General features: G+C 40.4%; 16 protein-coding genes. 8 read left to right on the forward strand and 8 right to left on the reverse strand.

The window, feature by feature from the left end:
- Positions 1-11: 11 nt before the first annotated feature.
- On the reverse strand, positions 12-5354 hold the full coding sequence (locus N7U62_RS07895; RefSeq protein ID WP_264137390.1) for a S8 family serine peptidase: 5343 nt from the start codon (positions 5352-5354) through the stop codon (positions 12-14).
- Between the two features lie 546 nt (positions 5355-5900).
- Here N7U62_RS07895 and N7U62_RS07900 point away from each other — a divergent pair.
- On the forward strand, positions 5901-6242 hold the full coding sequence (locus N7U62_RS07900) for a T9SS type A sorting domain-containing protein (RefSeq protein WP_264137391.1): 342 nt from the start codon (positions 5901-5903) through the stop codon (positions 6240-6242).
- Between the two features lie 71 nt (positions 6243-6313).
- Here the strand turns inward: N7U62_RS07900 and N7U62_RS07905 are convergent, their stop codons facing one another.
- Positions 6314-7198, reverse strand: coding sequence for an alpha/beta hydrolase (locus tag N7U62_RS07905; RefSeq protein ID WP_264137392.1), 885 nt, complete (start codon positions 7196-7198; stop codon positions 6314-6316).
- Between the two features lie 438 nt (positions 7199-7636).
- Here N7U62_RS07905 and N7U62_RS07910 point away from each other — a divergent pair, with 438 nt between their 5' ends.
- The 3 genes from N7U62_RS07910 (at position 7637) to N7U62_RS07920 (ending at position 13088) form a co-directional block, all read left to right on the forward strand.
- Positions 7637-7978, forward strand: a complete 342-nt coding sequence (locus tag N7U62_RS07910; protein ID WP_264137393.1) for a T9SS type A sorting domain-containing protein — start codon at positions 7637-7639, stop codon at positions 7976-7978.
- A gap of 496 nt (positions 7979-8474) precedes the next feature.
- Positions 8475-9995, forward strand: coding sequence for an arylsulfatase (locus N7U62_RS07915; RefSeq protein WP_264137394.1), 1521 nt, complete (start codon positions 8475-8477; stop codon positions 9993-9995).
- Between the two features lie 330 nt (positions 9996-10325).
- Positions 10326-13088: a hybrid sensor histidine kinase/response regulator gene (locus N7U62_RS07920; protein ID WP_264137395.1), complete on the forward strand. Its 2763-nt coding sequence runs from the start codon at positions 10326-10328 to the stop codon at positions 13086-13088.
- A 4-nt stretch (positions 13089-13092) separates the two neighbouring features.
- On the opposite strand, the gene N7U62_RS07925 is transcribed toward N7U62_RS07920, so the two are convergent.
- Together N7U62_RS07925 and N7U62_RS07930 are read right to left on the reverse strand one after the other, a co-directional pair.
- Positions 13093-13722 carry a class I SAM-dependent methyltransferase gene (locus N7U62_RS07925; RefSeq protein ID WP_264137396.1) on the reverse strand — a complete coding sequence of 210 codons (630 nt, stop codon included), beginning with the start codon at positions 13720-13722 and terminating at the stop codon, positions 13093-13095.
- Between the two features lie 20 nt (positions 13723-13742).
- Complete coding sequence (locus N7U62_RS07930; RefSeq protein ID WP_264137397.1) at positions 13743-14129, reverse strand: DUF302 domain-containing protein; 387 nt, start codon at positions 14127-14129, stop codon at positions 13743-13745.
- 131 nt (positions 14130-14260) lie between these two features.
- Here N7U62_RS07930 and N7U62_RS07935 point away from each other — a divergent pair, with 131 nt between their 5' ends.
- Both N7U62_RS07935 and N7U62_RS07940 read left to right on the forward strand, forming a co-directional pair.
- Complete coding sequence (locus tag N7U62_RS07935; protein ID WP_264137398.1) at positions 14261-15085, forward strand: PorV/PorQ family protein; 825 nt, start codon at positions 14261-14263, stop codon at positions 15083-15085.
- Positions 15082-17157 carry a helix-hairpin-helix domain-containing protein gene (locus N7U62_RS07940; protein WP_264137399.1) on the forward strand — a complete coding sequence of 692 codons (2076 nt, stop codon included), beginning with the start codon at positions 15082-15084 and terminating at the stop codon, positions 17155-17157. Before N7U62_RS07935 ends, N7U62_RS07940 begins: the two co-directional genes overlap by 4 nt.
- Before the next feature lie 53 nt (positions 17158-17210).
- Here N7U62_RS07940 and N7U62_RS07945 read toward each other — a convergent pair whose 3' ends face one another.
- Positions 17211-18911, reverse strand: coding sequence for a Na/Pi cotransporter family protein (locus tag N7U62_RS07945; RefSeq protein WP_264137400.1), 1701 nt, complete (start codon positions 18909-18911; stop codon positions 17211-17213).
- Positions 18912-19086: 175 nt separating this feature from the next.
- On the opposite strand from N7U62_RS07945, the gene N7U62_RS07950 reads away from it, so the two are divergent.
- Positions 19087-20196: a Na/Pi symporter gene (locus tag N7U62_RS07950; RefSeq protein WP_264137401.1), complete on the forward strand. Its 1110-nt coding sequence runs from the start codon at positions 19087-19089 to the stop codon at positions 20194-20196.
- A 110-nt stretch (positions 20197-20306) separates the two neighbouring features.
- Positions 20307-21488, forward strand: a complete 1182-nt coding sequence (locus tag N7U62_RS07955; protein ID WP_264137402.1) for a porin — start codon at positions 20307-20309, stop codon at positions 21486-21488.
- A 61-nt stretch (positions 21489-21549) separates the two neighbouring features.
- Here the strand turns inward: N7U62_RS07955 and N7U62_RS07960 are convergent, their stop codons facing one another.
- The 3 genes from N7U62_RS07960 to N7U62_RS07970 all read right to left on the reverse strand — a co-directional run bounded on the left by N7U62_RS07960 (position 21550) and on the right by N7U62_RS07970 (position 23973).
- Positions 21550-22347 (reverse strand): XRE family transcriptional regulator, encoded by a 798-nt coding sequence (locus tag N7U62_RS07960; RefSeq protein ID WP_264137403.1) that lies wholly within the window; start codon positions 22345-22347, stop codon positions 21550-21552.
- A 15-nt stretch (positions 22348-22362) separates the two neighbouring features.
- The gene (locus N7U62_RS07965) at positions 22363-22644 is read right to left on the reverse strand and encodes a hypothetical protein (protein ID WP_264137404.1); all 282 of its coding nucleotides are present in this window, start codon (positions 22642-22644) and stop codon (positions 22363-22365) included.
- 105 nt (positions 22645-22749) lie between these two features.
- Complete coding sequence (locus N7U62_RS07970) at positions 22750-23973, reverse strand: DEAD/DEAH box helicase (protein ID WP_264137405.1); 1224 nt, start codon at positions 23971-23973, stop codon at positions 22750-22752.
- Positions 23974-23989 lie beyond the last annotated feature (16 nt).

Raw genomic sequence — 23989 nt, forward strand, 5'->3', positions numbered from 1 at the left:
ACCCATCGTCCTTACAAACCATTTTCTAAAGGCTCCTCTAAGGCCATGACCACACCGCCACCTGCATCAGCATAATCTGCCAATAAATCTCCATACTCCTCAGGAAGCCCGTGACTTCTATCCCAACTAAAGAACAGAATCGCATCAAAATACTTGAGACCATTTAAGTCCATATCTATGGTATATCTGGTATCAACGTAGACGATGTAATTAAACTGTTCAGTATCCTCTAAATCCTCGGCAACCTCTAGCAGGACATTAGAATTGTATCCAGTACCTAACACCAAGACATTTTTACCGCCTACAGATTGGATACCACCTGCGACTTCTTCTGGCTGTAAAATATGAGAAGCTAAAGTTTTGCCTGATGGCAAGGTCACTTGCTCCACTAATATTTCCTTATCGTAAACACCACTCATTGTTCGCTGTCTTTCGATCAACGAATCAATTGCACCATAGGTAACGGCTTCTTCTACCACCAAGCGATAAGAGGTAGGTTCTGTTCCCTTATTTACTATTTCAAAATCTAATGAACCAGATTCTCCCAAAGCCAAAGTATCATACATTTGGTAAGGGTTATAGCTGATAATAGCTGAAGGTAGCCCAGCTCCTGAAACAGGAATTTCTTTTTCCGGGTGTAGCTTATCATTGGAAGACATCAAGATTGTTTCCTTAAAATCTCCTACAGCATCAGGTCTAAATGTGATCGGAATATATCCATAAGCACCAGGAGCAATCGTATCAGGAAAATTGTATACCTGAAACAATTCGGGATTGGAGCTGGTATGTGAGAACACGATCAGTGTATCGCTACCTTCATTTCTATATTCTAGAGTTTTAAATCTTTCTGTCCCTACCATATGGTCTCCAAACTTCAACGTATCAACAAAAGTCCTTAATACCGGAGACGGCAACACCTCCAATTCAGTAGGAATGGCAATGGAGGGGTTTTCTGGATCATTACTGACAATCTCCACATCGTAATTATAGAAACCTGTATCCAATTGATTTCCATCAAAATAAATCTGGACTTCCATTGTTTCGTTGGCTGGCACTTCCAATGACTCTATTTCTGCCACATCCAAAAACGCCTGCATAATATCCAACATTTGAGCATTATCAATGTACGCTCCAGATTGCCCTGCAAAGAGCAAGTAGTAAAGTTGGTCTATTTCCTCAAGGTTATTTACCTCATGATAATCACTGTTGGTATCAGCATAAAATGAATGATTGACCTGACCATTGTTTTTAACAATAATCAAATGGTTAACCGACGGATCACCTGCATTGTAGACACGTTTGACAAACCCAAGATATTCATCACCTCCGATTCGAATAGACAACTCGGTTCCATCCACAGAGCCGGATCCATCAGCCCCCAGTCCTCCTGTAATGTAAAAACTGGAAACTTGAGAAACATCTGCAGCCATCACGAACAGGCCTGGGTATTTCGCAGTAAAATATTCAGCATCTCTTAAATAATAAGAAGTAGATAAGCTACCTCCTGTATAATTGATAGAACCTCCAAGATCTGTGTTCAATCGGTTACCACTATCATACATATCGTTTCCTCCATCAGAGATACGGTAACCTGTTTCTCCATCATAAAAATCATAGCGATTGGGAATTAGGGAATTGATTGATGAATAGTTAATGTTCAGGTTTTCCAGAAGTTCGCTTAAAACAGGTAGTTCCGTATTCTCGATAGATAATTCTGATTCATAGGCTTCAGATTGGTAAATTAACTCTCCAGTCATATGTAGATCAACTGTATCCGACTTATCTACCCTGGGAAACAAGTTTGTAAAGACTTTTGACTGCCCAAGCACATGTGTGTCTGGGTTAGGGTCATTCAAAATATCATAATACAACGGCCCTAAGCCTGAATTTGTAATTGTGACATCCACTGAATCCAATTCATGTTCATAGATACTCATGCTAATAGATTCTGTATCAATAGAAATAGAAGGTGGATACTGAACTTTTACGGATGCAACCACTTCTATTAATGGAATCGGCTCATATGAGGTAATGGAAAAAGTAGCCTGGAACTCAGCTGGTTCTGACAACTCCATAGAATAAGGCACTTTCAACTCTGAAAAAGACTCAACTATCTGAGCATGTTCACCAATGACTATTCGAGCATCATCAACAGTTACAGGGTTTGCTAATGCGGCTGCAGTAAAGCTATTGTTGTAAATAACCAAGGTGTCTAAATATTGATAACCGGTAGAAGTATTGATACTAGAATTGAACTGGGTAACCGACAAATCAATCTCGTCCTGCACATGTGCATTAACCGTAATGAGCCTTTCTGGCTCATCAATATCATTGCTTACAATATTCCATTGGTCTTGATAGGTAAGCCCTCTATCATGATCATACAGATCATACCAAAATGTCAATTCAACTGACTCACCACCCATGAGTGTTCTTTGATAGGTATCGGTAGTGGTAAAATCTCGATAAATATCAAAATAAACCAGTTTACCAGCCTCCTCATGATATGACCATCCTCCTGAACCATCAAAAGCCAATCCCATGAATTGATCCACATCAAATCCTGCCAGGTAGGAATATCTATCAAGATAACCATATGAACTATTTCTAACAGAGACTAAATAAGATGAAGTAAGACACACAATCCTACCGGCAACTGCTATGAGACTTCTAGAATTTCTTGCATAGGAACTATAGCTTCTTGATAGTTCCTCTCCACTCTCCTTGTCTATTAAAATGATATCACCATAAGATGTCCCCCATATTCCTCTATGATCAACGGCAATACCGTCACCCATAAAAGCTGTCAAATTCTCGAAAACTGTGATACTGGTATCACTGAGACTATACTTGAAAATTTGATTATTGGAGTTATCGTGTTCGTATATATACTCACCGTCACTCGTTATAGAGCGAGGACTAGTAGCTTCGGATATCAAAGTATCTAAAACTAATTCATTTTCCAGATCAAACTGAAATATGAATCCTGATTCATCCTGGAGCATCCAGAGGTAATTTCCATCCCATGCCAGATCTAAAATATTGTCTACAGGTAGATCCAAGCTTTTCCTATACCTTCCCAGATAATCAACTTCCCCGTCTTGTTGACTGTCAGGATTGTAAAATTCGTTAGGGTATCTCTCCAAAGAATAAATGAGGTCGTCCTCTCCTTCATTGGTTAAAGTAACATTAATGACACCACTTCCTAGGTTGTCCAAACCTAAATTCACTGTATCTTGACTTAATACCAATGAAGGTGGAGTTGTAGATTTACTAAACCCAGTTAAAACCACAGTATGCCCAGCCAAATCACCTTCCTGATCTGTCTGGAAAACCAAAGAATCTATTTTCTGACCACTTGTTTCTGGAATAAATGAAACGGGCATTGCCACTTGTGACTCAGGTGCTATTGTTATGGGTTCAAAATCAATTCCAAAATATGAATTGGTTATTGATACTGACTCTAAGGTGATGTAGTCAGTACCAGAATTAGAGATGGTGACATCCTGAAAAACCACTTGACCGGGGTATACATCGGGAAACTGCAGGGTATCAGTACTGACTAATTCAGGTTCACCTAGAGTGTATACAAAAACAGGCAAACGGTTCGTTACAAGCCCCGAAATCGATGGATGAGTAAATCTAATCTCAGTCTGATGAGCGCCCATCTCCGTATCTGCCAAAATTTTAATAGGCAATTTGGCAGTACTACCCGAGGAAATGGTTAGAGCCCCAGACTCAATCTGAATCCACTCCACTTCAGGTTCAAGGATATTAAGCGTAACTTCAAATTCAGAAGTATTCGTAATTGTTATGGTTTCGGATCTAAGCTCACCCGCTTGAATTTCCATTTCAAATGCCATAGGTTCAAACAATATATCGCCACTAGATCCAGCACCAGCCCCTACCATTTCGAGTGCAGCAGCAGCATTAACCCTACCACTTCCCATTTGTCCCGCATATGCAGGATTCAATTCATCTATTGGATCTGTAGAACTGATTAGAGCTTCGCTCAATTGTTGCCTGGTCAAGCCTGTACCGTAGGCCTTAGATACTATTAAACCAGCCACCCCAGTTACATGCGGACATGCCATCGATGTACCCTGAAAAAAACCATAACTATTGCCCGGTAAAGTACTCAAGACTCCTTGTCCATAATAATTAGTCTCTCCACCCGGTGCACTAATATCGACCCATTGGCCATAATTGGAGTACCAGGCCAGTTGATCCACATGATTAGTGGCTGACACCATAATAACCCCATCTATATCGGAGCGATAATCAGGATAAGAACTCGATGAATTACCTGAAGACATAACAACCAGCCCTCCATTCAATGCAGGGCTTTTGGCTTCTGCTACAAAATATTGAATGGCATCATAGATGGACTGATTGAAACTACCACCACCCCAACTATTGGAAGAAATAACAGCTCCCATATCTGCTGCATAAACGAAGGACGGGGCTGGATTATAGATGGAATTAGAACCATAGTCATCTCCCAACCTCATCATCATGATTCTCACGCCATCATTTGAGCCTGTACCGCCCGCGACACCAGATACGCCGACTCCATTATTGTTCTGAGCAGCAATCGTACCTGAAGTATGTGTGCCATGACCATGATAGTCATAGACACTAGAAGGATCTCCTCCTACCACCTCAGCTGCAAAATTGTAACCGTAATAATCATCGACGAATCCATTGTTATCGTTATCGAGGTTATCGTTAGGGATTTCACCTTCATTGGTCCACAGCATATTGGCTAGATCAGGATGATAGATATCAATACCTGAATCGTGAACAGAAACTACAACTCTATTGTCGCCTGTTTCTACTTGCCATGCCTCTGACAAAGAAATATCTGCTCCGCTAAGACCTCCCGTTTGCCCAGTATTTTCATAGTGCCATTGTTCAACAAATCTAGGGTCATTGACCGTTTGCATTTCCCCATCTGCACCACTATTGTATACAGTGACAGGCTCAGCCATAGAAACAACATCTAACTGACCGTAAGCCTTCAATAGATTTTCAACACTTATGTTTTCTCCAACCGTGATATCATACCAAAGATGCAAACCATATTTACGATGCTTATCTTCAAACTTGCCTGCATATGGAAATACACGTCGAATCTGTTGTGCAGAATAGCGATTGTTGATTCGATCCAGTTGTGAGTTACCCAACGAAAGTGAAGCCTGACTGGTGGTAAGGTTCTGATTTGAAGCTAAATTCAAACCATGGTTTTCTAAGAATTTGACTCGAACGGTTCTCTCTACAAATTCTACGGATTGGTTTTGGGCATGCGCAGCTATACCCATGGTCATTAGGATGACCACAATAAAATTTCTCATTAGTTGATTGTCAAAAGATTACTACTCTTTTATCCTTTTCTCGAATTGCTGCATGCGAAATTGTCAAAATACGACCAATTTTTGATATTAATTGAGACAAAGCTTTTATAGAGCAGAGCCACCCACCCATTTCAGCAGACAAACTCTACACCTAAACCACTCATAAACAACTGATTAAAACACGGATTATGACATGTCAAAAAATACAGATGATAAAATCCAAATTTCACAATTTTGCACTTTATTAATTTGTGATAGTACAATCCCGACCCCTTGTTCCGATTCTTCAAATTGTAGCTTTGATTCCAACTTCCAACCCATGAACTGCTATCTGATAGAACCCCACAAGGTATCAAAGGTATATTTGAACCAACCTACCATTTCTATGTACCTACATGGCGCAATTAAACAGCTTTATCAAACACTATTTATACTCTTCACTTCACCGAAAAAAAATTTAAGCTCACCGATTTTCACTTTAAATCTGTCCTACCCTGCTCTTAGTTTGCATCGTAATCAAATTCAAAAAAGATAAAATTACACATCATGAAAACGACACTAAAAACAATCGCTTTATCTCTACTAGTTGCCATCTCTACTTCTGCTTTCGCTGCGGACAACGCTGAAAAAGTAGTTAGCTCAGAACTAAACGTACAGATCAGACAAGCAGCAGAATCTAAAGTAGTCGTGAGGTTCTCTAAACTAGAAGGAGAAGCTGTTAAAGTAAAAATTTATGATGCTTACGGTACTTTGATCTACTCTGACAAAGACGTAGCTAATACTGAATATGCTAAAGCTTTCGATCTTTCTGCTTACCCAGCAGGTAAATACGCTTATGTAGTTTCTAACGAAGTTTACAGCGTGAAGAAAATCGTCGAATTGAAATAAGAATTTAAGAGAAAACTACTAAAGAGCCTGATTCGAATGAATCAGGCTTTTTTTTACAACATGGGTAGCATCTAATCCTCCTTTAGATACCCTGACTCCATCAACCACTCCTCACATATTTCGGTCCACAACTGTGTGGCTCCTGGATTATTTCGCAAGGCAATGTTATGTCCACCCGATTTAAAAATGTGAAGCGAGGCAGCTGTCTTATTAGATTTGAGGGCTTCATAGTAGAGGATACTATTCATTGGGGAAACCGACCGGTCATCATCTGCATGAAAAAGAATAGTAGGAGGTGTTTCTGAACTAACCATATTTTGCACGGAATAAGCCTCTATTTTCTTGGTACTCGCGCCGACTCCCAAAAGGTTATCACGACTGCCCTCATGGGCATAGATACCAAGATCAATCACGGGTGACACTAGTATGCTAAAATCAGGTCTAGCATCTAAATTTTGACTATTAGACAAAACTGCAGACAGGTGCCCTCCAGCTGAGCAGCCCCAGACCCCTATACGATCCTGATCTATCGACCATTCTACAGAACGGTCTCGGATCATGCGCATGGCTTGTTCAGCATCTTGTATAGGCCCCAATTCTCTCTGCTCAAGATCTGGAGAAAGTGGGAGTCTATAAATCAAAACAAATGCATTGACTCCCATGGTATTGAACCACTTAGCGATTTGATCACCACTGATTTGGTAAGTAACATGATGATAACCTCCACCAGGAATAATCAATACAGCAGCACCAGTATTTTCCTGTTTGGATGAAAAAAAAGCTCGAAGTACAGGCTTCCCACTCTGAAGATATCGTTCATTCACTATGCTATCCTTTAGCTCCATCCCTTTGCTATTGGGCATCTCCCCATCTTTCCAAAGGGGAATAACCTCCTGAGCTAAAGAAATTTGAGTACATAATACCAATACTACCAACAACTCAATTCTTAATTTCATAATTACCTTATCCTAATTCTTCAATACCTCATCCATAAATATCCACCTTTATTCTATAGCAGGAAGCATCCAGCAGTTCAATTCATGAGAGGAATGATCATTGACATCAAACATATACACTTCAGTAGAAATTACCCAGTCATTCACACTCCGAATCCAGTTTTACAGACTCATACCCAGACGGAAGTTTCTTATACTTTTTGAAAGAAAGAATGATCCAAAAAATCAGGTGTCAACTAACTCCATTTTTCAGCGCTAAATCCAACACTCTCACCCGTGCACGTACACGAATGAATATAACAGAGATTTTTAACACCTAAATAATTCTTTAATTCACCTAACAAATCTTTAAGCTCACCGATTTTCACTTTAACAGTAGGGAGGTGTGATCTATGTTTGCATCGTAATCAATTTCAAAAAACGATAAAATTACACATCATGAAAACGACGTTAAAAACAATCGCCCTATCCCTTTTAGTAGCCATTTCGACTTCTGCGTTTGCAGCAGACAAAGTAGAAAAAGTAGTAAGCTCAGAACTAAACGTTCAAATCAGATCTGCGGCAGATTCTAAAGTAGTCGTGAGATTCGACAAATTAGTAGGCGAAGAAGTAATAGTAAAAATCTATGATACTGAAGGCACTTTGATTTATTCAGACAAAGATGTAGATAGCACTACCTATGCAAAAGCTTTTGATCTTTCAGCTTACCCAGCTGGTAAATATGCCTACGAAGTTTCAAACGATGTTTACAGCGTGAAGAAAATCGTTGAATTGAAATAAGACATTAATTTAAGGTAATTCTAAAGGGCCTGACTCAATGAGTCAGGCCCTTTTTTTATGTATAACACTCCTGTCTTGTCATATGATTAATTAACATCTTCTACTCCTGTGAAACGGCAATTCCCAAAAACCCGTTTTAAAGACCCAACTCGAGCATGTATGAATCAAACACCTCAAACCCACCCTCAGAGGCTTAGTCAAAAGCCTAACCATGTTTATTTACCTTTCACTCAACGTTCAAAAAGAACTCAGACATGACACCAGCCATCCCGATCACAAACCGATCTATCGTGTTACGTAAATGTTATAAAGAGATCATTTTTTTGTTTACCCAAACAAGGTGATCAAATAAACAAAAGAACATCCCTTTATTAATAGTCAATATATTTATCTTTAAACATTCTCTTAACCAACTTGTGAAACCTATCAAGTCAACAATTCGATCTATGAGTTGATTAGGAGTTTTTTTTTGAATTTAAATAACAAAAAAAACACCATGAAAAAATTATCCTTATCCTGTCTTTTGGCCTTGATGTCATTGATCATCCATGCACAGGACAAACCAAATATTCTCGTAATTTTTGTAGATGATGTAGCCCCTAACTCACTTAGCTGCTACAGTTTGGGCATGCAATACCCCACTCCCAACGTGGACCGAATCGCCAAAGAAGGAGTGCTATTTACAGACCATTATTCACAACCTAGTTGTACGGCAGGACGAGCCGCATTTATAACTGGTCAAAAGCCAGTAAGAACGGGTCTTACCACTGTAGGCCAACCTGGCAATCCTCTGGGACTTAAAAAGGAAGACCCAACGCTCGCTGAATTACTAAAACCACATGGTTACATGACTGCCCAATATGGTAAAAATCATTTGGGAGATCTAGACGAACACCTCCCTACGGTTCATGGCTTTGACGAATTCTACGGCAACCTCTACCACCTCAATGTATCAGAAGAGCCAGAGCAGGCCGACTATCCAAAAAATGAAGAATTCATCAAAAAATATGGCCCTAGAGGAATCATTGAATCTTTTGCAGATGGCAAAGGAGGGCAACGAGTGAAAGACACTGGTCCACTGACTAGAGAGAAAATGAAAACTTTTGATGACGAATTGGTGCGTAGAACGAAAGATTTCATGAAAAGAGCCAATGATGCAGACAAACCCTTTTTTATCTGGCATGCTACAAGCCGCATGCACGTCTACACTCACCTAAAAGAGGAGTCTAAGAACCTAGCGACTAAAATCAGTACTGATGGTGACCTTTTTGGACATGGCTTGATAGAGCATGATGGACACGTAGGTGAGATTCTGGACTACATGGAAGAGTTAGGAATTGATGATAACACCATCGTAGTTTACACTACTGACAATGGTCCAGAACAAAGCACCTGGCCACATGCAGGCACCACCATGTTTAGAGGTGAAAAAATGACCACCTATGAAGGTGGCCTGCGCTCACCTTTCTTAGTGAGATGGCCTGGCAAAATCCCAGCTGGTTTGATCAGAAATGGAATCTCAGCTCACGAAGACATTCTTCCTACACTAATGGCCGCTGTTGGAGATGAAAACATTACAGAAGACCTTTTGAAAGGTAAAAAAATTGGAAAAATGACCTATAAAGTTCATCTGGATGGATACAACAATCTAGACTACTGGACAGGAAAGACTGATGTTTCAGCTCGCAATCATTTCTTTTACTACTATGAGTCCAGCCTCACTGCTTTAAGAGTCGGTCCATGGAAAATGCACTTTGCTACCAAGGAGAGATATTTTGATGATATGGTGTTCCACACCATGCCTCAACTGTTCAATTTGAGAAAGGATCCGTTCGAGCAATATGATGACATCATTGGCTTCCATCAGATCATGGAGAAATCCTGGGTCTTTCAGCCAGCCATTGGCATTCTATCCGAACACCTGGCTACCTTCAAAGAATTCCCTCCAAGACAGGCAGCTGCCTCACTCAATATCAATGAGGCCATCAATAAAGCACTAAGTACTGGCAAGCATTAAACAGTATGTTTGAAAAAAAACGGGCATTTGGATCGAATTCAAATGCCCGTTTTTATTTCGGACCTCCCCTACTTCGACCTCTTATCTATATTCTTTTTTTACAGTTGATAACTTGTATGCTCAGAAGCGTACAACTCATTGATTATTCTCATTAAAATCAACCTTTAACAAAATTTCTCATAGGCTAAATCACCTAAATTGAGGCCTCAGATAGCATTTCCTACTTTCGAATCAAGTATATTTATTACAGGAAATAGAATCAAAACACATTCATATTTTCTCCAACTCCTGTTTCATTTCCGCCAGCAATATTTAAACTTATCATCAAAAATGCCGTCATACGAAGCAGCATATAAAAGAATAATACTGGACACAGCTGACCTCAGCGGTCAGGCCTATTTTGATAAAATAGTTTTATCAGTATCAAAAATGCTAGGAGCTAGCCATTGTATTTTAGGTAAGAAAACCACGAACAATAAGATTGAAACCATTTCGTGGTGTTCTCATCTTAAAATTCAAGATAAAATAACCTATGATTTAAAAAACACTCCATGTGATAATGTAGTTGGCCGAGACACGTGTTTAGTCCCTAAGGGGGTATGTCAAACCTATCCCAAAGACCTATTGCTACAGAAAATGAGTGTGGAAGCCTATGCTGGCACTCCAATATTTGACAAGGAACTTAATCACATTGGGATTCTCAATATACTTTCAGAATCACCATTTGAGGATATAAAATTCGTGCAATCCATACTCGAATTAGTAGGAATCACTGTATCCAATGAATTACAAAGACTCCTATACGAGGAAGAACTGATTCGATCCAAAGAATATGCAGAGAACCTCTTGAACATCACATCGGGTCTTGTAGTAGTATTAGATGAAGAGTTCAAGATTAAAATGATCAATCAATCCGGCTTGAAGATATCAGGTTATGCAAACGTGGAACTGATTGGGCAAAACTGGTTTGATATTTTTATGCCCAATGATCCAATATCCAAAGACAAATGGATCAACAAAAAATCAATTCCTGATCATGAAGAATGTGCATTTGTCACTAAATCAGGAAAGGAACTATTCATTTCCTGGGCCAATAGCAAAATCATAGAAAACAACTCCGTTACAGGGACCATTCTGGTGGGAACGGACATCACCCAGCGCAAGCTCAATGACGAAATGCTCAGCATTGCCCTGCAGGACAGAGACAACTTCAGAGACGCCTTAAACAACTCGGCTCTGGTGAGCATTACGGATCTGAAAGGTCAAATCATATACGCCAATGACAAGTTTGTAGAATTATCAAAATACAATAAAGAAGAGCTCATAGGACAAGATCATCGCATATTAAATTCTGGTTATCATGACCGAAGTTTTTGGAAGGAAATGTGGCAATCACTCAGACAAGGCAAATCATGGAGAAATGATGTGAGAAACACCGCAAAAGATGGATCTTACTACTGGGTCGACACCACCGTCAATGCTGTATTTGACGCGAATGGAGACATTTACCAATATATGTCGGTTCGCTACGACATCACCGAAAAGAAACGAGCTGAACAGGAATTAATAGAATCTGAGCGCAATCTCAAATCCCTATTTGACAATTCTGCGGAAAACATTCTCTCAGTAGATAAGAACTACCGAATCCAGGCATATAACGAAAATACTGCCAAATACTTTTTTGAAAAATTCAATGCCAAGATCAACAAAGGAGTGAACGTATTGGATCTTCTGCCTCCCGACCAAGCTGTCAGGGCCAAATCCATTCTTGACAAGGTTTTAGCTGGTCAACATCTTTTCCTCGAAGAGGAGGAAGATAATAAAAGCAAACATGCAACTAATGGCAATAAGGCATATCGGGAGACAACCTACTCACCCATATTTGATCATGAACAGATTATTGGAGCCTCTATTTTGAGTAGAGACACTACGGATAGAAAATTTGGTGAAGAGGCTATGAGAAAAATGGACAAGCTCAACAGTATAGGGACCTTAGCTGGCGGTATCGCCCATGACTTCAACAATATCCTTCTTGGTGTATTTGCCAACATATCTATGATCAAAGACGAGCTACCGAAGGAAAGTGCCTCAAGGGAATACCTGGAGGATGCACTCAATGCGATGAATCGCGCGAGCGGCCTCACCAAGCAACTTCTTACATTTTCGAAAGGTGGAGAACCTATAAAGGAGGAAGTTGATCTTACACAAATGATTGCTGAGGTGGTGAAATTCGATTTATCAGGTAGCAATGTAAAACCTGTTTTTGATTTCCCTCCCGATCTGTGGCAAGCCATCGTAGACAAGGGACAAATACAACAGGTCATTTCCAATTTGGTGATCAATGCCAATCAAGCCATGGAACATGGGGGCATTCTTAAGGTCAATTTATCAAATGTTGAAATGGATAAAAACGATCATCCTAATTTGGAAGAAGGGAAATACCTAAAGGTGGTGATTGCTGATAACGGAATAGGAATAGAACCTCACGATTTGGATCAAATTTTTGACCCCTATTTTAGCACCAAAGAATTTGGCAATGGTTTAGGACTGGCCACCGCTTATTCAATTATTATTAAACATCGAGGATTCATTAATGTGTCTTCTGTCAAAGGAGAAGGGACTGTTTTTGAAATACTGCTTCCAGCTACAGATAGTGAACCAGAAACAGTAAAAAAACCTCTAAAGCAAAATGGAAGTACATTAAACAATTCAAGCCCAGCCAGAATATTGGTCATGGATGATATAGAAATGTTGAGAAAAGTCATCACCAGGATGCTTGAAGCAGATGGTTTTGAAGTTTTTGCAACTGGAGAGGGGAAAACTGCCATAGAAATTTTTGCGGCTAGCATTGCTAACGGCACTCCATTCGACGTTACCATTTTGGATCTAACCGTGCCAGATGGAATGGGCGGAGTAGAAACCATCGATCAAATATTAAAAATCGACCCTAATGCAAGAGTAATTGCATCTAGTGGCTATGCCAACCATCAAGCAATGTCTGAATTTAAGCATTACGGATTCAAAAACATCATTACCAAACCCTACACCAACGACGAGTTGCTCAAAGTGATCAATGAAGTGTTAGAAGAGTAAATCACTATTTCACTTTTCTGCTAGTCTTTCTCCCAACAAACCGAATAACCATGCCTTCTCCCTGGTGAAACCGTCCTTCATTCAAATGAACCATTTTTTCTTCTAGCAGTATAGGCTCCAAAATGGAGAAATCAGCTTTCATTTGTTTCAGACTAAAGAGCATACTCTCCTTTTTAGGACCACCTACATTTGGATTCTCTTTTTGCTTTCTGAGATGATTGGTACTAAACCCTTCTAAAACTAATAAACCATTGGGTTTGAGTAGCTCGGCCATTCTTTTATGATAACTCGAAACCAGACCAGGCTCGAAGTGAGCATATATTAGAGCAGCTACATCAAAACGCTGATTAAAAAAGGGAAGTTCTGTGAACTCCCCTACCTGATAATCCATCTTCACATTCTCCTTTTCTGCGAAGCGAATAGCTTTCTTCTTCCCTTCCATACTTTGGTCAAAAGCATAAACTTCTAAACCAAATTTTGCTGCATAGACGGCATTTCTTCCTTCTCCCTCAGCAGGCAACAATATGCTGCCTGCGGGTCGATGGTCTTCTAATATTTCTCTAAAAAAGACATTGGGTTCAACCCCAAACGCATACTCCTCCTCTCTGTACCTGGCATCCCAAAAATCTTTCATTTCAATGTCAAATCTCTATATCAAATATTGTCAATCGCTACTTTCAATTTTTCTCTGATTTCTGTGGCGATTGGTGCCAGGGCTTCATTATCCACCGCCTGCATAGAAGCAACAGGGTCTATGGCTGCCACGATCACCTTTCCATCCTTCTCTTGCACTACCACATTACATGGCAGCATGGCACCTATCATGTCTTCCGCAGAGAGTGCTTTTAATGCATAGGGTGGATTGCAAGCCCCCAAAATGCGATAAGGCCTAAAGTCTTCATTCAGTTTCTTTTTTAAAGTAGCCTGAATGTCAATTTCAGTCAAGACACCAAATCCTTGATCCTTTAAGGAAGCTGTGACCTTCTCTATAGCTTCATCAAAACTGATGGAATCGAAACTTCTGTCATAATAATATTTCATGGGTGTGCTCTTTTATTTTCTACTAACTAACGAAATATCTGCACCCAAGTCTGTAACATATGTTACGGTCCAAAGATCCAAATCCAAAAGATGACACTTGTATATGATTACAAAATCCATTACATTAGAATATGATCAAAACCAGCCTGATACCAACCTTGATCAGCCTCATGCTATCATTTACTGCCTTTGGTCAAAATGGCAACTACAGCATGGGCGCCCGTTCTGCTGCTTTGGCCGGCAGTAGTCTTACCTTATCAGACGAATGGGCCTTATTCAATAATATTGGAGCCTTAGCAGACCATCAGCACCTGAGTGTCTTTGGCACATACAAAAACCTTTATGGTATAAGTGAACTTTCCAGCATAGCTGCTGGAGCCACTCTCCCACTATGGAACGGCACCCTGGGACTGGGAGCCTATAGATTTGGAGGTGATCTACTCAACGAACAAAGAGTCAACCTTGGGTTCAGTAATCGATTCGGAATTGTGAGTCTGGGGCTAAACGTGAGCTATTATCAATTGAATATCGAAAATGGAGGTCGCTCCCAAAACTTCATGATAGACTTTGGTGGTAGAGCCGAGATCACTCCTCAGCTGTTGTTTGGAGCACACATATCCAACATCAATCAAGCGGAAATAACAGAAGACACTGGTGAACTAGTCCCTACCTACATGAAGTCCGGCTTGAGCTATAGACCTATAACCAGCCTTATGATCAATGCTGAAGTAGAAAAGAATCTGGATGACCCAATGATACTCAAACTAGGCCTGGAGCATCAATTGATCAATATGCTGTCCCTACGTTTAGGCTTTAGAACCGAACCGTTCATTAGCAATTTTGGCCTAGGATTTTCACCCCATAAAATCAAAATTGACTACAGCTATAGTATTCACAAAGATCTAGGAGACATCCACCAAATCTCTTTCGCATATCTAATCAAACCAAAAGAATGAAAAGGATTGGTTGGCTTATATTATGGATGGTTTTCAACATCCCATTTGCTAGCGCTCAAGAACCCCCTCGACCTGAAATTGACATTCAAGAATTTGTGATTGATCTTTTTCAGGTACCAGATCAGGACATCAACTACGAAGATCTATACGAGTCTCTTTATCAACTTTACCTGAACCCGATAGATCTTAATCAGACCTCCCTATCCGAACTCAACCAGTTGTATCAACTTACCCCCCTTCAAATCAATCAACTCATGAACTATATCCAAAATCATGGACCATTACTTTCAATTTATGAAATTCAGGTATTAGAGTCATTTGATGAAGAAACGATACATAGCATCCTACCTTTTGTAATCGTAAACCCTAATTCATCGAGTCATTCGCAACATGGATTGGTCAAAAGAATCATGAAGGAAGATAACACCTATCTTCTCCTAAGAAGCGAAAGCGTTTTGGAGGAGAAAAAGGGCTATCAGAGCAATGATTCAAACTCTTATTTAGGCTCTCCATTAAAAGTATATGGACGATTTTTGAGTCGGCATACTGGCGATTATAGTCTGGGGTTCACCTTTGAAAAGGACCCCGGAGAAACTCTAGCCTGGAATAACAAAAACCAACAATATGGATTCGACTACTATTCCTTTCACTTCTTATGGGAAAATAAAGGCAGATTGAAAAAATTGGCACTGGGAGACTACCAACTTCAATTTGGTCAGGGGCTCATTTTTGGAGCAGGATTCAACCCCGGCAAAGGAGCAGAAACCATCACCACAGTAAGGCGCAGCAATACCGGTATTCGGCCATACACGTCCGTTATCGAATCGGGATTTATGCGAGGAGCCGCCATCACCTATTCTATATTACCGACCATTAACCTGACCACATTCTATTCTCACAATCAGCTGGATGCCAACATTCAAAACTCATCAGACACCGAATCCTATGAAGAATATGTGTCGAGCATTTTAGCCACTGGATTTCATCGGAGCTATGGCGAAATTGAAAAACGTAATCAAATCAAGGAACAGAGCTATGGGTTCAACCTGAGTTTCAGAGATAAAAAGAGCAAAAATCTAGAGGCGGGTTTCAATTATTTGGTCAACCAATATTCACGACCTATCTACAGAACTCCCAGCAACTACAACCAGTTCGAATTCAGTGGAAATCAAAACTATAATCTGGGGCTATTTGTGAATTACAACTGGCAAAACTTCTTACTATTTAGCGAGGCGGCCTATTCCAGATCTGGTGGCAAAGCACTGATAGCAGGTTTTATGGCAAGTCTTAGTCCCTCCATCTCCTCTAGTTTTATCTATCGCAACTATGCAAAGGATTATCATGGTCTATATGCACAGAGCTTTGCAGAAGGCTCCAGAAGCATCAATGAAAACGGTTTCTACTGGGGCATTCAAATCAAACCCTCCAAAAAATGGCAGCTCTCAGCCTATTACGACTACTTCAGATTTCCCTGGCTAAGGTATCGAGCCTCGGCTCCCGGTTCTGGTTATGAATACTTGATCAAATCAGATTTTCGAGTCAATCGCAAAATCAATCTGTACCTGCAATATCGACAACAATCCAAAGAACGAGATACCTCTACAGATACTCCCACTAAAAGTATAAATGCAGGTGTCAAGCGCTCCTTTGCAGCCAATATGGATTACAACTTCAACTCATATATCGGACTAAAATCCCGAATACAATACAGTCAGTTTACAATTGCAGGAGAGGAAAGCCAGGGCATGACTATCATTCAGGACATCAATTTAAGCTTCTCGAGATTCAGAATAAGCGGACGATTCTCAATATTCGAAACGGAAGACTATGAAAATCGGCAGTATGTTTATGAAAAAGACCTTCTCTATGCATTTTCAATCCCTGCATATTATGGAACCGGCACCCGCGCATACATCCTGTTAAGATATCAGCCCTTTAGAAAGCTCACCCTATGGGCAAAATATGGTCGCTACCGCTACGATATAGAAACAGAATCGATCGGTTCTGGAAATGAACAAATCATCGGTAATATCAAATCAGAAATCAAATTTCAGATCCGTTATAAAATATAAAGCCCATTGAACATTAAGTTCAATGGGCTTTCCATATCCTAAATGAGGACTATTTAATCCTCTGCATTTATCTCTGCCAAAGATTCAGAAACGTTGATGATGTGATCACCAATCTTCTCACAACCTACGATCAAATCTCTATAAGCAACACCCGTACGTACATCATAGTTCTTCTCCTCGATGTGCTTGTAGTATGCTTTATTTAGTTTCTTGGTCATCGCGTTAATGGCATCCTCCGCTTTCTCTGCAGAAACGGAAGTTACGTCAGAGTAATCTTTATTCAAGTTCTCCAACATCACTTTGATTGCCTTTTCTACCAAATCAATCAAGCCTTCTAAGTTATCCATTTGATCCTTAGAGAACTCAAACTTGTATTTAGATTTCTTACTGGCATCTTTGGACATTCTGGTAATGATATCAGCTACTCTTTCCAAGTCACCTGTAATGCTCAAGATAGCTCTGATCTCCTCAGATGCAGATGAGGAAAGACGTCCCTCGGCAACCTTCACCAAATAATCATTGATTTCAATTTCCAGATCATCTGTTCTTTGCTCATACTTCTCAATTTTTTTCAGCAGCTTGTCTATCTTCTTAGAGCTATCAGACTTAATCAGCTCTCTTGAGAAACCGTGCATCTTCTTGATGATCTTTCCATAGATCACTAGCTCCTTTCTTGCCTCCAAAAGTGAAATCTCAGCAGTACGCATCAAGTTAGTACCAATGTATTCCAAGTGGAATTCATCATCCTCATCATCCTTAGTTGGTACCAGTTTAATCACAATTTTCTCGATGTATGGAATAAACCAAATCATGAGAAGTGTATTAATCACGTTGAAACTGATGTGAAAATAAGTCAACCCCCATTTTACATCTGCCACGTTGTTCAAAGGCGAACCATGTCCTGTCGCTGACATGATTCCGTCCACTGCATTGATATAGAAATTGAATATCAGCAACATCCAAACTACCCCCAATACATTAAACAAGAGGTGTGCCCTCGCGGCTCGTTTGGCGTGAACATTACCAACCAGAGCGGCCAGATTTGCAGTAATGGTGGTTCCGATGTTTTCTCCTAACACGATAGCTGCTGCCATATCGAATGGAATCCATCCATTGTCACACATGATCAAAGTAATGGCCATTGCTGCACTCGATGATTGTACCACCACGGTTAAAGCAGTACCAATAAATACGGCAATAATGATGGCCATGAAGCCCATTTCATTCAATGAAGAAATCCATGCCAAAATCTCCGGATTACTCTTTAGATCTGGAACTGCATGTTTCAATTCACTTAGTCCCATGAATAATAAAGCAAACCCAATCATGAACTCACCCCAATATTTCAATTCAGCCTTTTTGGCGAACAATAATGGGAAACCAAATGCAATGATTGGCAATGCATAATGCGAAATACTGAACTTAGAAAAGCCTAAGAACAGTATCAAAACTGCAGTAATCGTAGTACCAATATTGGCCCCCATGATTACACTTATCGCTTGTCTTAGCTTGAGTAATCCTGCATTGACAAAACTTACAACCATCACAGTTGTGGCTGATGATGATTGGATAATAGCTGTAGTCAGAAATCCGGTAAAAACCCCACTCACTCTATTTGACGTAATGAGACTCATTACAGACCTTAACTTGTCCCCTGCTACCTTTTGAATGGATTCGCTCATGACCTTCATCCCATAGATGAAGAAACCTAACGCTCCAATCAATTTCAAAACCTCGAATAATCCGTATTCCACTTGTCTATTTTTTGTTTTCCTGAATTATTAAAATGCGTGCAAATCTAAAGATAATTCCCACACTCAATTTTAACTTAATGTTAACAAATACCCTACTACAGTATCCAAAAGAATCCAATACTTAACATTTAGGTAACATACCGCATTCCTATATGATTTACTTTTGCGCCTCCATATGGAAGGTAAAAAGGAAAAAGAATCAATAAGCATAATTAAGTTCATACTAAGCCTATTAGCGGCTTTAGTAGTCTTCCTATGGTCACTGGATTTGATGACTGGCACTTTTCAGCTATTAAGCTCCAACACCATCTCCAACCTGCTAGAAGCCATAGCTAATCCATTCATCAGCCTCTTCATTGGCATCTTTATTACTGCGGTGATCCAGAGCAGTTCGACCAGCACTTCGCTTGTGGTTGCCATCGTAGCTTCCGGTAGTCTTTCGTTACAAAATGCCGTCCCTATGATCATGGGTGCTAATATTGGTACCACTTTGACTAGTACTATTGTATCTCTTAGCTACATTACCAACAACAAAGAATTCAGAAAAGCCATAGCTACAGGAGTCATGCACGACTTCTTCAATATTCTGACTGTAATCATTCTATTTCCCTTAGAATACTACTATCATATTGTTTCTGACCTATCCATCAGCATCACTCACATGATTGGAATGGAGTCTGCACAAGCCTCCTCCATAAAGCACGGAAGATTTGGATTATTTGGCACGCTTAATCAGTACCTCATCGAGGTTATTCCTTCAAAGACACTGGTTATCATTATATCCATGGTGGCCTTATTTTCTTCGATCAAGATTATCTCCAGAACAATCTCCAAAAGACTAATTGGCACCATTAGAGAAAAATTTGAAGAGGTATTCTTTAAAAACAATTTCAAAGCATTTGGACTAGGCGCCATACTTACTGGAGTCATTCAGTCTAGCTCGATTACCACTACTGTAATCGTACCACTTGGTGCTACTGGTAAAATCAAATTAGAGAAAATTTTCCCATATATAGTAGGCGCCAATATTGGCACTACCATCACCGCACTCATCGCTGCTTTGAACAAATCGGAAGCAGCCATGAATATCGCTTTGGTACATTTTCTATTCAACCTATTGGGAACAATCATCTTCCTGCTAATCCCCGGAGTAAAGAGGATACCTGTGCTATACGCCGAAAAATTTGGAAAGATGACCATGAGATACAAAGTCATTGGCTTTTTCTACATCCTGGTCATTTTCTTCATTCTACCTCTTTCTCTCATTTTTCTAAACCGACTCTAACAGCTTGAAATCAAACTATTTACCCATAAAACCAAAGAAACTTTTATGTTAAGAAATCATAAAACAAACATCAATAAATTGTAAACTAATACTTAATTCAGATTCAGAAAATGCGTTATTTATTATTAGGAATGGCAATGATTTGCCTGGTTGGGTATTCTCATGCCCAATCATTCGAGGGAAGTGCAATCGGAAAAGGAATACGATTTGTCCCTAAGGATTCGTCCTTTAGTATCCAATGGAATACCAGATTTCAAACTCAGTATGTTGGAGTCCAGAATTTGGAATCTGATGAATATTCAGATGCCTTTACGATTCGTCGATTTAGACTCAAATTCAAAGGTTTCCTATTCAACCCCAACATTCAATACAAAACAGAGCTCGCGCTATCTAATCGCGATCAGGGTGACTTCTTTGCCGAACACAACGGAGCGGCCAGTATTGTTTTGGATGCGGTGCTAAAATGGAGATTCGCTCCAGGATGGCAGCTTTGGGTAGGTCAGACCAAACTCCCAGGTAACCGTGAGCGAGTGATTTCATCCGGTGCACTACAGTTGGTAGATCGTAGTAGACTCAATAGTCGCTACAACATCGATCGTGATAAAGGGCTTCAGCTGCACCATGAGCATAAAGTCGGATCTGTGGTACTGAGGGAGATCGGGTCCATCTCGTCTGGAGAAGGCCGAAACGTCACCTTGCCCAACAACCATGGCTATGACTATACAGGTAGAATAGAAGTTCTACCTTTTGGCAAGTTCAGTTCAAAAGGAGACTACTTCGGTGCTGATCTGGCTCGCGAAGAAAGTGTTAAACTTTCGCTAGCAGCTACCTATGACTACAACGTAGGAACCAGCAGAGAAAGAGGTCAATTAGGCTATTTCATATTTGATGAGACTGGTGAAGAACTTCGTAGCACACTTTCTACCGTATTTGTAGATGCATATCTCAAGTATAACGGCTGGAGTGTCATGTATGAATATGCACACAAAACTGTAGCCAAAGGTGAAAAATCTGGTTTTGGAACTGAAGGTGAAGCACGTAACTTTTATACTGGCCAGGCGCACAACATCCAGGGCGGTTATCTATTCAAAAACAACCTGAGTATTGATGGTAGATTCACAGACAACCAACCAGATGCAGGTGTGGATGATCCAGAAAAGAGGTATGAAATTGGATTTGGGAAATATATCGCAGGTCATTCCTTGAAACTACAAGTAAGTACAGCCTATAGAGATAGATTAACCAAAGATGACGAAATGCTCTATTTCGCTCAGCTAGAAATTGGATTCTAAAAGAAACAGAACACAAGAAACAAGGACAGCCTGCTCTATTGATCAGGCTGTTTTATTTTTTCTACTTTTCTGACTTGAGTTTCACTATCTCATTTTGCAAATTAGCCACTATGGCGGTGAGCTCTGAGATATTCATATCTCCAGAAGGAGATCCTGTAGGATCAGGAAAATCAATACTAATGAAGGCTTTGGACTCCCATACCTCTATGATGCTCTTAGCCTCCACCTGATAGGGCGAGTAAGACTTATTGTCCGACACCAAAAACAGCATCCCATTCTCATCTACATAGTTAAACACCCTTTTGTAGACGATCCCTTCTTCCTTACTTAGGAGCACATAGGTCTTACCATTTTTGATATCATTGACATTCTCTACATACTGACCGATAATGATCGTGCCCGGCTGTAGTGGCAACATCGAATCGCCAGAGATTTCAAACGCCCTGTAGGTCGCATTGCCAGGCAGCATGGGTAGACGAAATTTAGGCAAATTCTCAATGTATCCAGGATCCGCATATCCATTGAGATAGCCGGCTGACGCCTTCTGAGGAATCAGTTCAATATTTTCCCTGTCCTGACTATCTACCGTAATCGAAAGTATCTTAGCCTGATCATTGGAGCTGATATACAATTCTTCCTCTGACAACTCGCTCACATCTTTACTAATCAGCGTATCTACCGACACATTGAAAAGCTCCGACATTCCCAGCAAATTATGCAGACGAGGGTCTGCCCTGCCCTCTTCATAGGCACCTACCAGAGATCGCTTGATGCCTATAGCCTGGGCGAAAGTCTCCTGCGTATAACCAAATTTCTTCCTTAGATATTTGATGTTCTCATTGAGCTTAGCTACTTCCATATTACTCGATCTAGATTAGGCATCAAACATAATAATACCATTGTCATTATTACAGGCTTTGCCAATGGAATATAAGTTGATATGATGGATGTTGGTCTTGTTCTTGATCTGATCCAGCCTCATGTAGATCTTCTGAACCACGTTCGTCAGTGTCTCACCAGAGTCTGCCAGGACATATCCATACATGTTTCTCTTCTTTTCAAGGGAAGCATGAAATTTGACCTGGCATTTTCCTGATTTCAATCTCTTGGACGAAAGCTTGAGTTTATAGTCTCCACCGATATGATACTCTTCCATTACTAATAATATTGTCAATTAAAAAATACATAAAGTATTACCAGCTAATAATGACAATAAAATTAGGCTATTAATTTTAGCAAACCAACGTTTATACTAAATATTTTAGCTTTTACTCTTTCGCTTTCCTGAGAATTTACGTTTACCTCCAGATCCTCCTCTCGATTTGCTACCAGATTTAGGATTGTACTCCGGTCCCTCACCTATGTACTCAGGCAATGGAACTTTGCGAATCTCCGCACCAATCAGCTCCTCGATCTGAGCAAACTTGTACATATCTTCTTCATTGACGAAGGTGAAGGCCACACCTCGAGCCTCAGCTCTACCTGTACGTCCGATCCTATGTACATAGTCCTCCGCATCGCCAGGCACATTGTAGTTGATCACCATATCGATACCCTTGATATCTATACCGCGGCTCATCACATCTGTGGCTACCAGTACATTGATCTTCTTGTTGATGAAATCCTGGAGAACTACTTCCCTTTTGGATTGCTCCAGACCGGAGTGAATCGCCTCAGCATTGATCCCAATTTTCTTGATCGCGGCAGCCGCTTTGTCTACCTCAGTCTTCTTCGATAGAAAAACGAAAACGCTGTCTAGCTTCTTCGCTTTCAGCAGGTGCTTGATCAAATCCAACTTCTGACTATCGTAGGTCATAAAGGCAGCCTGAACAATCGCCTCACTAGGCTTAGATATCGCTATATTCAATTCGGCGGGATCATTCAATACCTCCTTGGCCAGTACCCTCATCTTTGGAGGCATGGTCGCCGAAAACATCAGGTTCTGGCGCTTAGCGGGGAGTCCCTCCATGATCTTCTTGATATCATCATAGAATCCCATGTCCAACATACGATCTGCTTCATCCAATATGAAATGAGTCACTTTTGACAGATCCACATATTCTTGATTGAGGTGAGCGATCAGTCGACCCGGAGTGGCGATGATGATATTGGCACCATTGACGAGGGCTTTCTTTTGGGTATCCCACGAGCTACCGTCTCCTCCACCATAGATAGCGAGAGAACTGATATCGACAAAATAGCCCAATCCCTGCAACTGCTGATCGATCTGCACAGCCAACTCGCGAGTAGGCACGATGATCAAACAGTCGATAGAACCATGATTGGCCTGCGCTTGAATCTGCTGTATCGTAGGGAGTAAAAAAGCCGCCGTCTTGCCCGTTCCCGTTTGGGCACAGGCAATCAGGTCTTTTCCTTCTAATATAAGTGGGATCGCTTGCTCCTGAATCGGAGTTGCATTTTCAAAGCCCATCGCCTCGATCCCTTCTAGTACCGGACTTTGAATTCCTACTTCTTTAAACTTCAATTATCTTCATGATTTG

The sequence above is a fragment of the Reichenbachiella ulvae genome (assembly GCF_025833875.1).
Classification (GTDB): domain Bacteria; phylum Bacteroidota; class Bacteroidia; order Cytophagales; family Cyclobacteriaceae; genus Reichenbachiella; species Reichenbachiella ulvae.